At 50.7% G+C, this 14222-nt stretch carries 13 protein-coding genes and 2 tRNA genes; all 15 read right to left on the reverse strand.

The window, feature by feature from the left end; translation table 11 throughout:
- Positions 1–296: 296 nt before the first annotated feature.
- Complete coding sequence (locus H4J77_RS08305) at positions 297–2030, reverse strand: ATP-binding protein (RefSeq protein WP_182247825.1); 1734 nt, start codon at positions 2028–2030, stop codon at positions 297–299.
- Between the two features lie 9 nt (positions 2031–2039).
- A complete protein-coding gene (locus tag H4J77_RS08310) occupies positions 2040–3053 on the reverse strand; it encodes an SIR2 family protein (RefSeq protein ID WP_182247828.1) in 1014 nt (337 codons plus the stop codon).
- A 95-nt stretch (positions 3054–3148) separates the two neighbouring features.
- Positions 3149–3343: a hypothetical protein gene (locus H4J77_RS08315; RefSeq protein WP_182247830.1), complete on the reverse strand. Its 195-nt coding sequence runs from the start codon at positions 3341–3343 to the stop codon at positions 3149–3151.
- Positions 3344–3420: 77 nt separating this feature from the next.
- On the reverse strand, positions 3421–6609 hold the full coding sequence (locus H4J77_RS08320) for an Eco57I restriction-modification methylase domain-containing protein (protein ID WP_182247832.1): 3189 nt from the start codon (positions 6607–6609) through the stop codon (positions 3421–3423).
- A 435-nt stretch (positions 6610–7044) separates the two neighbouring features.
- Complete coding sequence (locus H4J77_RS08325) at positions 7045–7491, reverse strand: hypothetical protein (RefSeq protein WP_220469299.1); 447 nt, start codon at positions 7489–7491, stop codon at positions 7045–7047.
- 100 nt (positions 7492–7591) lie between these two features.
- Positions 7592–7927 carry a hypothetical protein gene (locus H4J77_RS08330; RefSeq protein WP_182247834.1) on the reverse strand — a complete coding sequence of 112 codons (336 nt, stop codon included), beginning with the start codon at positions 7925–7927 and terminating at the stop codon, positions 7592–7594.
- 672 nt (positions 7928–8599) lie between these two features.
- Positions 8600–8764, reverse strand: a complete 165-nt coding sequence (locus tag H4J77_RS08335; protein WP_022964622.1) for a hypothetical protein — start codon at positions 8762–8764, stop codon at positions 8600–8602.
- Positions 8765–8929: 165 nt separating this feature from the next.
- Positions 8930–9005, reverse strand: a tRNA-Thr gene (locus tag H4J77_RS08340).
- Between the two features lie 330 nt (positions 9006–9335).
- Positions 9336–10577, reverse strand: coding sequence for a methyltransferase (locus tag H4J77_RS08345; RefSeq protein WP_182247836.1), 1242 nt, complete (start codon positions 10575–10577; stop codon positions 9336–9338).
- On the reverse strand, positions 10555–11259 hold the full coding sequence (locus H4J77_RS08350; RefSeq protein ID WP_123889334.1) for an ABC transporter permease: 705 nt from the start codon (positions 11257–11259) through the stop codon (positions 10555–10557). The genes H4J77_RS08345 and H4J77_RS08350 overlap by 23 nt, the downstream gene beginning before the upstream one ends.
- The gene (locus H4J77_RS08355; protein ID WP_372237878.1) at positions 11256–11948 is read right to left on the reverse strand and encodes an ABC transporter permease; all 693 of its coding nucleotides are present in this window, start codon (positions 11946–11948) and stop codon (positions 11256–11258) included. Before H4J77_RS08355 ends, H4J77_RS08350 begins: the two co-directional genes overlap by 4 nt.
- A 42-nt stretch (positions 11949–11990) precedes the next feature.
- Entirely contained in the window at positions 11991–12740 is a 750-nt protein-coding gene (locus tag H4J77_RS08360) for an ABC transporter substrate-binding protein (protein WP_182247838.1), read from the reverse strand.
- A 10-nt stretch (positions 12741–12750) separates the two neighbouring features.
- Positions 12751–13518, reverse strand: coding sequence for an ABC transporter ATP-binding protein (locus tag H4J77_RS08365; protein ID WP_123889337.1), 768 nt, complete (start codon positions 13516–13518; stop codon positions 12751–12753).
- A gap of 264 nt (positions 13519–13782) precedes the next feature.
- A tRNA-Phe gene (locus H4J77_RS08370) sits at positions 13783–13858 on the reverse strand.
- Positions 13859–13947: 89 nt separating this feature from the next.
- Positions 13948–14220, reverse strand: coding sequence for an oxidative damage protection protein (locus H4J77_RS08375; RefSeq protein WP_123889338.1), 273 nt, complete (start codon positions 14218–14220; stop codon positions 13948–13950).
- Between the last annotated feature and the right edge of the window lie 2 nt (positions 14221–14222).

A 14222-nucleotide genomic window follows, 5' to 3' on the forward strand; every position in this document is an offset into this window, starting at 1 on the left:
TCGGGAAGCAAGGTGCTTTGACCTCGGTGTTCACCCTGGATAAACCGTTTCATGGGAATCCTTGCGATGGAAGTGTCGGAAATCATAGCAAGGATTTGTCAGGACGTTTTTACACACCCTGGGCCAGAAGCGGACATTTCCGAAGTACATGAAATCGGAGGTAGCTCACAGGCCTAGTATCTTTGACAAATGTCTGACGTCAGGTGAGCGCAAAAATATTGCGTCCTTGATCTTTCGATTGGAGCGACTATTCAGCCGCACCATGTTAAGCATAAGGCTTGTAGCTCGTTCGTAAATTACTGGATGTTCTGCTTTCGCCAGTTATTTATCGCAATCGACAGACGGTTATCTTTGGCGGGCTTTTGCCATTCATCCCAAAAATTCACCGTGCCACTATTTGGCTTATTTTTTGGCTCATCAATTCTTATTCTACTGGGCAGCAGGCTGGCATCGCCAACAACCAGGGCCTCGCCTGTATCGAGTGTTGGCAGGATATCGCTAAATCCGCCGAGGCTATCGGGAAGAAGTCGTTTAATAACGCCCTGATCTTCGGCGTTGGTCAGCCTCATCGATACAAAGTTGCTGCATTGACTGAGCATGGTTTTATTCACTTCGGATGGGCGCTGACTGATCACCACAAGACTGACACCGTACTTTCGGCCTTCCTTCGCGATGCGCTCGAAAATATCTAGTGAGATATCGTCGGCGGACTCCGCCATGCTTCTTTGGGGCATATAAAGATGCGCTTCGTCACAAAGAAGCGCGATTGGATGGCGCAATTCGGAAGGTGTCCATTGTTGGACGGAAAACGTAACCCGCGCGACGAGGGAAACGATCAATGGGAGAACGTCTGACGGCACTTCTGAAAAATTGATAATTTTGATTCCGGCGTTGCCATTCTCCTCAGAGCTGCCGAGCACGGTAGTGGTGAACTTTTCAAGCCAAGAAAAATCCAGGACATCTCCTCCACCGCTGAACATGAAGCCTAGACGTCTATCAGAAATTTTGTTCTCTAGACGGGAAATCATCCGAGCGAGCTTTCCAAAAAAATCCCCCTGCTTTTCTTTGCCAGCTGATGCCCCCGGCACCATCTCGACGTTGATATCGTTCAGTCTGCCCATCAGCACATCCAAATCAAATGGTACCGGGCTATCAACGGTGAAGTGCTTCAGTATCGCCTTATGGTCGCTATCCTCCAGATACTTTCTTTTGGCCTGGTTGATCTCACGAGACATGATCATGGCCTGGTTAGGCGCATTCTGATCACTCCGGTCTACAAACATTGAAACAAGCGCTTCATACGAAAGCAGCCAGTACGGCAAGTAAAGAACGCCATCGTTAATGGTGCGTTTTGCCTCGACATCTGCAGGTCCAGCCACCTTTAAGTGTTGAATACCCTCACCCGTCAATGGCGAGTACTCACCGTGGAGGTCAAAAACAATCGCGTTAGCCGTGGAGAGCTCTGCCACCTGTTCAATGATTTTGGCTGTCGTCCAAGATTTACCTGAGCCGGTACTGCCACCGATAAAGGCGTGGCGTTGAAAAAACTTGTTGCCGTTTAGGTAGGCCACGGCATGCTCGTCCAACGTATATTTGCCTAGCGTTAGGGCTTTCCCATCAGCTGAGACGCTTGAGAGCGTACGCATAAAGTTGGTGAGGTTTTCGCCCTCCAGCGAAAAGCAATTCGCGTCGATTTCTGGAACGCTTTCTAAAGTGCGGCGAAAGACGTTTTCTTTTTCCCCGTCTCGATCCAGCATCGTACCGATTAGAGCGATCTTGCAAAGGTTGAGTTCTGAGGTCTGATCGCTGATGCCATCATTGGCAATGTCTTCAATGCCACGCTTGCGGGTCACTTGGGTGATGAGCCCGATGAGATGCTGTCCTAGTCGACTGCTTTGGAGCACAGCCAGATGATTGACTTGCAACCTTTTGAGTTGGTCGATATTTTCCACATCCACGATAACGTTTGTCGTATCTACGGAGGCCACCTTTCCAAGCGCGTCTTCATCCCTAAAATTGAATATCGGCATCTTTTCTTCCTACATGATGAGTGACAGGTAACCCTCGAGACTCCATATATTTTTTTCAACGGTGACGGGGGTCTTGTCCAAAGAGGAGTGGACGATGGACTGATCGTCTGTTGCTCCCCGCTCTATAGCTAAGTAATTTTGCGCCTTGCCATCAGTAATCAGTTTTTTTGCCGCGGCTGAAAGCGCACATGTAATAATCGTGATCGGAGTATTCTGGCGTTGACACCTCGCCATAAGCTTTGGCTGAATGTGCTCATCATTGAAACCGTAGCCAATGCACAGGTAAGAGTTTGCCGCAGTAATTGCTCGGTCAGCGTTATTTATGATTGAGCGGTAAGGCTCTAAATGCGTTGTTTGATATTTCTGAGTGCCAGGTGTCACGATTTCCGGCTTGTAATTGGCAGGTATCTCTTGAATATTTGAAAGGGCCACAATGTCTTCGAGCGGCGATTTGAACCAATCCAGCGAGCCGTGAACTTTCCAGATATTAACTCTACGAGCAGACTCTATCTCATTCGGTGGAGCCAGTTGCCGGAAAAAGCCGTGCGTGAAGCCAGTATAATGATGAATTCGTTCCTGATCGCAGGCATATTCGGCGAGCCGGTCATAATTCGTAGTCACGATGTTTAATCGGGTGAGGCTGCTTTTGAACATGTGACCCAGCAGTCGGCTAAGAGGAAACATCGCCTGGTTCTGAAGGCTTCCATTAAAAATGTGGATATCTTCAGCATTGATGAGCGACCAAGTTGCTTCGACAATTCTAGAGGTTAGCTCAACTGTAACAGCCACCTGGTGCAGCGCCGACTCCAGATCTACGCCAGCATCTAATACTTGACAGAATCGCTCCCAAGCTTCTATTTCGTCATCGGATAATCCTGATACTGACGTATTAGCGACTAGATGCTTTGAGAGCTGCCACATGCCAGACATGCCATGGGCGGCCGATGCACCGCTGCCCAGGATAATAAGGGGAGCCTTGTTGTAATAGTCCTGTGCTTGCTTTTCAAAATTTTGGGCTGACAATAGCCTGTCCTTGCTGTTGTGTTGATCCTAAAAGCTTCCCTAGGCAGCTTATCAGGCTTCAGTGCTCAATGCCCTCGGGTTAGGCGTTGGCGCTTTCAGACAGCCTGGCCGCGAAACAGATAACAGCACCCGACCCAAGGCAGGCCCACATCGTGCTCTGGTGACACCCGGATGTCTACTTCTGGCGGATAGCAGGCATCTGTGAATAGCTTGGGTCGATGACGGTCACTCACGAACTGCTGCTCTCGACCATCGCAGTCGTTCGCAGCAATAGCACGACTGAGCGGCATTAGGCCAAAGCCGCCACTCGAAGTTCGGGTATCGGGCGAGCAGGATTTCCTAGCACTCTAATGCACTTTTATTCTTTTTAAACATCTCGCTCTACAATGGAAATTTCATCAACGGTGAGGCCGTAGAGGGTGTAAACCATCTTATCGATTTCATAATTCAGTCTGTCAATCTCAGCTTTCAGGGCAACGGCTTTGGCTCTTTCCGCCTCAAAATGCATCATCCATTCTGATTTCTGTTGGAGCGCTATTTTTTTAGGCTTTATTTGCTTTTCAATAGCACTAACAAAATCGGCAAAGGAAAGAGAATGCCAATTTATTTGCAATGTAGTGGTGGCATATCCTAAATCCGCAGAAAGCAGCTTGATAAAATTGGTAGATATGCGGTCCAGGCTAATAAACGACATTTTCATATTTAAACTTAACTGTTTTAGACGCAAAAGCTGTTCGCTTTCTCTCGATAAATCTGGAACAGGGATATTGGCAAGAACAGTAGGCTTTACTTGAGCCAATACCCTTCCGACCTCGCCCGATAGAAGCCTGTATAAATAAGTCAATAAGCGGCTGTTTAAAATTGCCACAAGACAATCGGACAGAGCATGATTGATTGGACAAAAAAGGTATAGCCCGTCTGTGGGGTATAGAATGTCCTCATCAACAGCAGTGATTATTTTATCGCCCGTGATGACTCCTATGATTTTCTTGTGCTTTTTAAAAATTTTTTCATCGCGAGGGCGGTGCAAAGTATATAGGGGGTGCTTCCCCAGTTTGACTTCTTTGCAGGAAATTAAATGCTCATATTTTGAAATATGAGAAACAATATTGGGGAACTCTTCAGGTGCATCAGTCCTAGATGTGTAAATAATTATTTTATTACTTTTGGGAATGTAAAATCTCTTTACATCCTCTCCCCCTGTAACGGTTGGTTTTAAAAATGCTGCTTCGAGGCGATTTTTTTCTGCGCCTTGATCATCGACAATAAATGCTTGCTTCAGGTCAGGGCTAACGCCGCGCTGAATTCCATCCTCATCCACAAATTCAGATAATTTAAATGGGGCCTTCTTTAATAGGGCGTAGCTCTTAATATTTTTTGTTGGCCATATTTTACCGGGCAGACTGTTTATTACACCACTTTCGATTCCCTCGGCTTTTTTCTTATTCAGCGCTATATCCTTGTTAAGCTCTTTACTTACATCAAGTATTTGCACACACGAAGCTTTTGAGGATTTCATTTTTCTAACAATAAAAATTGCACAGGGCTGCGTAACTTCATCAAATGCATCGCCTAGATTAACTACTTCTTTTAGGGTGTATTCCGATGCAAGGCGACCCCTTAGCTTTTCGTTGTCCGACTGATACAATATAGCGTCCGGAACAACCCATCCATTGTATCCATTGCTTTTCGATATGTTTAGTGCGTGATTAATAAAAAACATATATGAGTTCACCATTCTAACAATGATCTCTTTGTGTTTTTTTCTAATGGCCTCTAACTGGTCAGCTTCTAATTTTGCCCCCCATGGCGGGTTGCCAACCACAACGTCAAAGCCGCCCGCGTCCATGATTTTCGTGAACTCCCTACGCCAGTCAAAGGCCAGATCCCCCGCGATGGCTGGATCATCAATCAGGGAGTTACCAACTTTGATATTGTTTTCAAGATAGGTGAGTTTTTCGTTCCTGTTCGCGGTTTTCAGCCACAGCGATAATTTCGTAATTTCCACAGATTCACGGTTTAAATCCACGCCGTAAATATTATTCGCCAGAATATGCGTGTCCCACCGAAAAAGATCTGTCTGCTCCCCCGTCAGTCTTGCAAGTTCGTTATTGACCGCCTGCCCTTCTCTTTTGAGATAGTCGAACACCTCGTTCAAAAACGCACCGGAACCGCAGGAAGGATCAATAACTTTAATACTCGACAATTCTTTTTTATACGCTTCCCATGCAGCAATATGAGCGGCGACATTTTTATTTCGCTCGTGCTTGACTTTTCGCTTTCCAGTGATTTTAATGCTAGAAAAGTCATCATCAGTCAATAATGGCAATTTATCAAAGCCGATTTCATTTTGCCTGTCAGCCAGCCACCCCCCCACAGATTGTTCCACTATGTATCTGGTGATATAGGTGGGGGTATAAAAAATACCGTCCTTTTTACGCTTGCTTTTCTTTTTGTCGAATACGTATTCTGCGCCTTCGGCCTCGGCTTTCAGTTCTTCAATGTCTGAGATGGACTGTTCGAATATATGGCCAAGGATGTTGACGCTGATCTCGCTGTCAAAATCGTACTCGCCAATTTTTTTGAAACCTTCGCAGAGTTCGTCGCTGATCTTTAGGCTGTTCAGCTCGATATCGTCCGCGAACAGCCCACCGTTATAGCCAGGAATATTTAGAGCGGCATTACCCTTATTAATCGCCTGAAACAGCCCCTTGAAATTTTCCCAAACGGGCTGTGGGTTGAAGGGGTTTTGGGTTTCATAGGCTTGAGCTAGAGTTTTATCGGGTAACAACCCTTTATCCTCTGCAAAGGCCACGAACAAAATGCGGTCCAGAATAGTCTGTGTACACCGGATAATATCCAGCTGATTTTTAGCGGGGTTGTCGGTAGCAATTCTGTCAATCATGTGACCGCGCAGCGTTTTATAATCGGCGTAAAGCTGATCGGTAATGTCCTTTTCGGCTTGTTCGCTTTCTTTGAGCAGGGATAGGGTTTTGCCGTTCAGCAGATTTTGCGCAGAAAGTAACAGGATAAAACGAGCGTAATGCTCGGGCTTTTTTAGGCTGGACAATTCAAAGAATTCATATTCCTTGCGGCCATAACCCACGGCATAAAGACGTATTTCCCGATAATTCGACACCAGAACCCATTGCGCACCCTTGGCATCCATCGCGTATTCCCATGCCTGCTGCACGGGCGACTTGTTGCGTCCGGGCATGATAGCGTCCAGGTCGCGCGTTTTTGCGCCCTTTAGCTCCATCGGAGCAAGGATGCTGACAGAATCGGCAGTGAAATGGCCCAGCGCGACATCTACATTGCCTTTGCCAACAGGCTGGTTTTTTGCCACCGTCCATTTTTGACCGTCGCTGCTGCCGACATAACCAAGAATGTCAATCAGTATGCGCTGGATAAACTCCCCATCATTCTGGGTTTCGCTATCGTAAATCCCACGCTCAAGGTTATCCGCCCACTTGCCCAGCGCCCCGGCATGTTGAGGGGGCATATCCTGAATGTGTTTGACGTGTTTTTCGATAACGCGCTGGTGAAAGAGGGGCATAATACCTCGCAGACTTTTATTGTTCGTATCCGACCGCTATTGTAATTGCCTTGGGTTACAGATGCAGGTTATTGCCCGTATTTTTAGCTACAGCTTCTGAGGCTCGTGAATAAACTAGGGATAGGAAGTCCACTTCACCAAAAAGATCCGTTGTCATCGGACGGCTGTTTTGGCCGAGAAGTGGTCGGGCGGATTGACATATCGAACGGCAACTTCTGGCCGATAGCAGCCTTAACCGCAGGACTGATAGCGCGTCCCGTGCGGCCACTCTCACCGATTCTAGTATCCAGTAAGATTCTCTCCGGCCATTTCACCGCAAAAATCACACTAGACGCTCGGGAAAAAGAAAACAGAGATTTGAAACCTGAGACGAGATCACACAGGCCTTAGTGGGCAGTAGTTTCAGAAATGATGTGCGGTTCATGCCGGTCATGGTTAGTCCCGACGTTCGAGAATATCGGCAAGCAGCCGGGCATCTTCAAGCGCGTGATGGGGAGGTTCAGCGCCATCGTACGAAAACTCAAGGTCGCTGCTGATTCGGCCAGCCGTGACGTTACCTGGCATGCCTTCCGGACCGGCCAGCCACAACAGTAGAGGCCAATCCCAGGAGGGCGCATCGCAGATGATTTCGACCGGGCCAAGGCCCCTAAGAAAATCCAGCAGCCGCATACGTGCCTGTACCGTATCGCACCCGTGAACTTTCAGATCGAGCTGCGGTAACACGATCTCTTTGACGAAGTCCGAACAATCGCATTCTTCCCACGCGTCCGTCAGCTCGACATAAAACTCAGGGCCACTGGGGACTACTAGAGCAAGGCTGATCAGCTTGTAGATATATGAGTTCAGAACCGTGAACTCTGTGTCCAGATAGGCGCGGATCATTTCAATCTCCGGCTTGCTGCCAAAAAGTGGGTGGTGCTTTTCTTTATGCCTCTCGTACTAGAAAAAACGCCACTCTCCGACCTCCTCAAAACCCGGGCCATCAGTGGTAAGTCGGCTTCGGTAACGACCGGATAGTGTTTATCAGTACGGCCTCGTCAGCTTCGCGCATGACACAGACGTACAAGCTGTTGCGCGTGTTCAGCACCAGAAAACCGTCATGCAGAATAAAACCCGCTATGGGAGAGGTGCGTATAGTATGGCCGTCGGCAAACCTGTTTGTGACCGGATCTGCTTTGAGGTGGTGATATATCGTGCCAAAGGCCACCATGCCAACAATAATAGGATGTAGCAGATACCCTGTCACAGCGAAAGGAAAAACAGTATCCCGCGCTTTTTTTAACGCCTGCTCTTCTGACCGCAACAAGTCATAACTCATCTAGCCCTACTCTCAGATCGGAGTATTTTTACGCACCTTCGATGGCTATGGAGAGCCAAGTGTCGTCAACGCGACGATACGACGACATAACGCAAGGTGCAGCTGGAGAGAGAGAACCGCCCGAAGGCGGTTTTCAAAGCCACCCGGAGGGTGGTGAAGGATTACAGCTCGGCCACTAGAGCACCGTTTTCTTTCTAAGCCACCCAGAGGGTGGTGAAGGACTACAGCTCGGTCACTGGAGCACCGTTTTCTTTCTAAGCCACCCAGAGGGTGGTGAAGAACTACAGCTCGGTCACTAGAGCACCGATTTCTTTCTAAGCCACCCGGTGGGTGGTGAAGAACTACAGCTCGGTCACTGGAGCACCGATTTCTTTCTAAGCCACCCGGTGGGTGGTGAAGACGCTTGCTCACTTACCTAAGCGGTTGCAACAATTCCTATAGTAGAGATGAGAAATAGCCGCGTCAACATTTTTCCTATATTTTTCAAGGGTTTGGTATACTCAGTATACCAGAAGAAATACTGCCCACCTGTGAGCTGCAGCAGTACCATACGCAAAAATCTATAGTCCTCGGCCAGCCACAGAAATGCCTTTCTCTGATCGCTGGGTCTCAATTAACTGGTGGGCTGGGTACAGCCCGCTGAACCACCCCAAGAGTTTCCGCAGCAAACCCTTAGACCCCATCCGCACCCAGCGACTGCTCAATCGCTTCAGCCAAGTCACGAAGTGCATCCGAAAGCCGGCTGTCCTCGCGAGCATCACCAGTGGCGGGCTCGAAGCTCTTCGCGTGACGAAGCAAGGCTTCAGCGTCATTTGTATTCAAATCCAGTCGGATCATGGCATCGGCTTCCTCGGATACGGACAGAGATACTGTCCAGGCGGGCAGTAGACAGAATTATCTAACCCGGAAAATATTTTGGTCAAACTCCTACCCCAAACCTACCCCAAACCAATTTTTGGCCAAAAAAAAGACCTGCCCTTTCGGGCAAGTCTTTGATTTTTATGGTGCCGGCACCAAGAGTCGAACTCGGGACCTACTGATTACAAGTCAGTTGCTCTACCAACTGAGCTATACCGGCATGGGCACGCATTATATATGCCTAAATTTTTGTGTAAAGCCATGCGGCGCATCAGTTTGCATTTAAGTGCGTTTTTTTCTTCAGTGCGGCGTCTGGTCACTTGTGCATTACTTTTCGTTAATCACTTGACTTAGCACGTGCAAGCTGTTGTTTTGCCGAGCTTATCAACCGTGATCAATTTTCATACGAAAGCTGCCAGCACTCGTAATTACTGGCCCTCAGAGAGTTACCACCGTGTCATCAACACAGTTATGCACAGCTGACGTGGATAACCTCAATTATGCAAAATCTGTGGATAAGTCTGTGCACTAGCAGTTCATAGACTGGTGATTAATTGTCAGACATTTTTTCTGCCAACAGCAGCAAATTGCGTGGCGTCAGGCTTGGCGCGCAGAATTCGCCAAGCTGCACCCGGTAGCCAGCATCCTGCAGGTAGAGCGCGCGGTCGAGCAGCAGCCAGATTTCCAGCGGGCGGCGAAAGAGCCCGCGCACCAGCTCCAGGTTGCGTACCTGGGCAAGCCGCTGCCAGCCGCGGCTTTCGAGTTGCGTCCAACTGGCGGGGGCTGCCAGATGCAGCCGGTGGTGCGCAGCCAGGCTATGACAGAAACCGGCGAAGCCCTGGGCAGTGCCGCCTAGCGGCTTTGATGGCGTGGATAAGTACTCATCACGGCCCCGCTCTTCCCGTTGCCATAGGTCAAAAGCCAAACGCCAGGCCATAGAGCGATCACGCTGTTCGCGCTCACGGCGCCCGGCCGTCACCGTCTCTTGCAAAGGCAACCCCAAGTCATCTCTACTTAGCTGCAAGCGCGCCTTCCGAGCGGCCGCAGAAAGTGGCTGATAGTTTTCCCCAGCAATGCGGTTATAGCAGCAAGGCGACAGTGCCAGTTGGTGGCAGCTACGCGAGACAACCCGTTCAAGCAAGGTGGTATGTAGTTGGCCACAGGCATGCAAGGCGACCAGACTATCGCTGTTATCGAACAGCATAGAGGCATCAGCGGCCAATACGTCCTTGTCCATATGGGTAGCATCAATACCAAGCGCGCTACTAAGCTCTGCACCAGCCAGGTTCAATGCCGGGTCATGCTCCAGACAGGTGAGTGACTGCCCGCCCTGCCAGGCCAACAGGCGACCTAGGTGGCCCTTGCCCGCGCACCAGTCGACCCAGCGGACGGTGGGCTGATCAAAGCGCGCAGTCGTGGCGTAAGCAAACTCGGTAATCTGCTGCCATTTGCGGCCGGGGATATGGCGGTACAAGGGTTCAGGGAGGTGCCCGGTTGAATCACCCTGCCAGCGCGGCAGCCGACAAAACCCCTGCGCCTCGGCGGCTAGCTGCGTGAAGGGAGCCGGTGCGCTCAATAGCTGAGGTTGATGGTGTGCAGCTTCTGCCTCGGCCAGAGTTCGCTGTCGCAGCCAACCGGACAGCTCAGGGTAGTCGGCCTCCCACTCGAGTGTGAGTTGAGTGAATGGCTTCGGGCGCCACAGTTGCTGGTGTTGCTGCAGCCAGCAATCAAGCTCAGCAAAGCGCTGGGCAAAACTCACACGAGCTTGCTCAGCGCGATTGCCGACTGGCATCAACCTTGAGCCAGCGTTCTACCAAGCGAAACAGCTGGGTAAATACCAAGGTAATAATCAGGTACATCGCCCCCGCCACCATGAAGAACAACTCATATTCATAGGTCCGCGAGTTGATAGTGCGGATAACTCCCATGATATCCATCATGGTTACGGTGTAGACCACCGCACTGGCTTTGAGCATCAAGATCACTTCATTGCCGTAGGCAGGCAAGCCGATACGAATGGCGCGCGGCAGAATGATGTGCTGCAGAGCCTGACGCTTGGACATACCCAGTGCACGAGCAGCCTCAACTTCTCCCGGCGGAACCGCCTGAATGGCGCCACGCAGGATCTCGGCAATATAGGCAGCGGTGTGCATGGTCATGGTGATCAACGCACACCAGAAGGGCTCACGCAAATAGGGCCAGAGAAAGCTGTCACGGACCACCTGAAACTGCGAAATACCGTAATAGACCAGAAACAGCTGCAGCAGTAGCGGCGTGCCGCGAAAAAAGAAGATGTAGCTGTAGGGTAAGGCGCGGATATACCAATGCCGAGAGGCGCGCGCCAATCCCAAGGGGATCGCCACAAAAAGACCAATCAGCACAGCCAGGCCAACCAGCTGCAGCGTCACCAAAGTGCCGTCCCACAACTGCGGTAGAAAGCGCTCAATCAGCGCCCACTTCTCGGCCAGAATCATAGCTCGGTCCTTACATAGCCACGATTGGCCCGGTTTTCAAACCAGTGCAGCGCACCCATGATAAAGACCGTTAAAAACAGGTAAATGCCAGCGGCCAACAAGTAGAAGGTGAAAGGCTCCTTGGTCGAATTGGCAGCGGCCTGCGCCTTGCGCATGATTTCATCAAGCGTAATCAGCGACACCAACGCGGTGTCCTTGAGCAGAATCAGATATAGATTCCCCAGACCCGGCAGTGCGACGCGCCAAAGCTGAGGCAGCGTTATACGATAGAAAATACGCCAATTGGACAAACCCAGCGCCAGGCCTGCCTCTTTTTGGCCAGTCGGAATGGCGAGCAGCGCACCCCGAAAAACCTCAGTGGCATAAGCACCGAAACACAGTGCCAGTGCCAGGGTACCGGCAACAAAAGGGCTGAGCGAAAAACGCGGATAGCCAAAATAGGCACCCAGCGCGTTGAAAGCGGATACGGTGCCGAAGTAGATCATCAATACCCAGACGGTTTCCGGGATACCGCGTACGACCGAGGTGTAAAAGCCACCCAGACCACGTGCAAAGACATTGTTCGACACCTTGGCAGACGCACCGAGCAGGCCGAACAATAGGCCAACGGATACCGCGGCAAGGGACAAACGAATGGTCATCCAGGTCCCTTCGAGCAGGGCTGGACCGAAACCTTGTAAATCAGGCATGGGCATAGTTCCAGGCCGGGCTCCGCAGAGCCCGGCTGGTCATCAGTAAATGCTGAAAGGGAAGTACTTGGCGTTGATGTTCTCGTAAGAACCGTCGTCAATGATGGCTTGCAATGCAGTATTCAGGCGCTCACGCAGCGGGTCACCCTTGCGTACAGCAATACCGATCTGGTCATTGTCGAACACGGGCTCGCCCTTGAACTCAAAGTTGGCGCCAGCGTCGCTTTGCAGCCACTCGTATTGCACGAAGTTATCTGCCAGTACGCCGTCAATGCGACCGGAGTTCATATCGAGGTACGCGTTTTCCTGGGTGTCATACAGACGAATATCCACGACGTCAGCCATGTTGTCTTCGAGCCATTGGCCGGCGATGGTCGCACGCTGGGCGCCGATCGTCTTGCCTTTCAGGCTAGCTTCATCGACTTTGAAATCAGCTGACTTAGGAGCAACAAACTGCAACTTGTTGGTGTAGTAAGGATTGGTAAAGTCAACCGCCTGTTTGCGCTCGTCGGTGATCGACATGGACGCGACCAGAAAGTCGAATTTGTTGTTGTTCAGCGCGGGAATGATGCCGTCCCAATCCGAGGTCACAACTTCACAATCAACTTCCATCTTGGCGCACAGGGCGTTAGCGATATCGAGGTCAAAACCAACCACTTCACCACTGCTGTCCACCAGGTTGAATGGAGGGTAGGCACCTTCAGTACCGATGCGCAGCGTCTCGGCAAAAGCCGGAGCACTCATAAACAACGCTGTGGCGGTTGCCAGCAAAACTTTCTTGTATTGTTTCATGGACCTACTCCTATTTGTGGCTTGACATGAACTGTCTGCAGCGTTCGGAACCGGGGTTATCGAACACCTGATCCGGCGTACCGATCTCTTCGACCAGCCCTTGGTGTAGAAATACAACCTGGCTCGAAACCTGTCGAGCAAAACCCATTTCATGGGTAACCAACAGCATAGTACGTCCTTCATCCGCCAATGCTCGAATTACCGTCAACACCTCGTGAACCATTTCTGGGTCAAGTGCTGAAGTGGGCTCATCGAACAGGATGACGCGCGGCTGCATGGCCAGCGTGCGAGCAATCGCGGCACGTTGCTGCTGGCCGCCGGACAGCTGCGCCGGGAAAGCGTGGCGCTTGTCGGCTATACCGACCTTTTCCAGAAAGGCTTCGGCCGACTCTACCGCTTCAGCCTTGGACTGACCCAGCACACGACGAGGTGCCTCGATAATGTTGTCGAGAATGCTCATATGCGGCCACAGGTTAAAGCTCTGAAAAACGAACCCAACACGTGCCCGCAGACGATTGATCTGCTTGCTATCGGCAGCAACCAGCTCGCCACTGCGCGCAGGCTTAAGTTTGAGCTCTTCACCGGCAACCAGAATCTGGCCTTGATGGGGGTTTTCCAACAGGTTAATGCAGCGCAGCAACGTACTCTTGCCTGAACCGGAAGAGCCGAGAATAGAAATAACGTCGCCATCGTTGGCGACCAGGTCAACGCCCTTGAGCACCTCAAGGTCGCCGTACCGTTTGTGCAAGTTGCGCACTTCTAGAGCGGGCGAAGTCACTTATCGTTATCCACTAGGCTTTTAGCCGTCAGGTGTATTACCACCGCATTTGTGATGCGGCAGCCGGGGTGCAGCGTTCTCTGCAGACGCCCGGTCGTCATATTCTGGCAAAATTAGCACAGCTGATCCGCATGACCAAGAACCCTCTTTCGGTCACGCCGCTAAAATCACAGGCAAAACGCTTGCCAAGATGCCAGCTAGACAGCTCTCAACTGCCAAAAACAAAAAAGCCCGCTGGGGTTGCCAGCGGGCTTTCGTAATAAGTGGTGCCCAGAGACGGAATCGAACCGCCGACACGAGGATTTTCAATCCTCTGCTCTACCGACTGAGCTATCTGGGCATCAAGGGCCGCTATTAAACGGTTTAAGCCTTTTTGTGTCAAGCGCCAAACGAAAAATATTTTCTACTTATCAGCCGCTTACCCAAACATCATGCGCTCGGAGGCACGTATCCCTCGGCTTGAGCGTAATCTTCACCGGCCAGAAACTTGTCCATTTCAGCCTGGATAAAGCGTCGATCTTCCGGATCCATCATGTTCAGGCGACGCTCATTGATCAGCATCGTCTGGTGCGCTTGCCAGTCATCCCAGGCGCGCTTGGATACATCCTGAAAAATCGCTTCGCCCTTGGGACCGGGATAAGGCGGCCGCTCTAGACCGGGCAGTTCTTCTTTGAATTTGCGGCACATAACCATGCGTGTCATCG

The organism is Pseudomonas sp. 5Ae-yellow (assembly GCF_014077575.1).
GTDB classification, from domain to species: Bacteria; Pseudomonadota; Gammaproteobacteria; order Pseudomonadales; family Pseudomonadaceae; genus Halopseudomonas; species Halopseudomonas neustonica.

What these genes read in the sequence shown, in the direction of transcription:
- H4J77_RS08330 (WP_182247834.1), bottom strand. Translation starts at nt 7,927, where the DNA reads ATGAGTTATGACTTGTTGCGGTCAGAAGAGCAGGCGTTAAAAAAAGCG.
- H4J77_RS08360 (WP_182247838.1), bottom strand. Translation starts at nt 12,740, where the DNA reads ATGAAACAATACAAGAAAGTTTTGCTGGCAACCGCCACAGCGTTGTTT.
- H4J77_RS08355 (WP_372237878.1), bottom strand. Translation starts at nt 11,948, where the DNA reads ATGCCTGATTTACAAGGTTTCGGTCCAGCCCTGCTCGAAGGGACCTGG.
- H4J77_RS08345 (WP_182247836.1), bottom strand. Translation starts at nt 10,577, where the DNA reads ATGCCAGTCGGCAATCGCGCTGAGCAAGCTCGTGTGAGTTTTGCCCAG.
- H4J77_RS08315 (WP_182247830.1), bottom strand. Translation starts at nt 3,343, where the DNA reads ATGCCGCTCAGTCGTGCTATTGCTGCGAACGACTGCGATGGTCGAGAG.
- H4J77_RS08325 (WP_220469299.1), bottom strand. Translation starts at nt 7,491, where the DNA reads ATGATCCGCGCCTATCTGGACACAGAGTTCACGGTTCTGAACTCATAT.
- H4J77_RS08305 (WP_182247825.1), bottom strand. Translation starts at nt 2,030, where the DNA reads ATGCCGATATTCAATTTTAGGGATGAAGACGCGCTTGGAAAGGTGGCC.
- H4J77_RS08335 (WP_022964622.1), bottom strand. Translation starts at nt 8,764, where the DNA reads ATGATCCGACTGGATTTGAATACAAATGACGCTGAAGCCTTGCTTCGT.
- H4J77_RS08320 (WP_182247832.1), bottom strand. Translation starts at nt 6,609, where the DNA reads ATGCCCCTCTTTCACCAGCGCGTTATCGAAAAACACGTCAAACACATT.
- H4J77_RS08350 (WP_123889334.1), bottom strand. Translation starts at nt 11,259, where the DNA reads ATGATTCTGGCCGAGAAGTGGGCGCTGATTGAGCGCTTTCTACCGCAG.
- H4J77_RS08375 (WP_123889338.1), bottom strand. Translation starts at nt 14,220, where the DNA reads ATGACACGCATGGTTATGTGCCGCAAATTCAAAGAAGAACTGCCCGGT.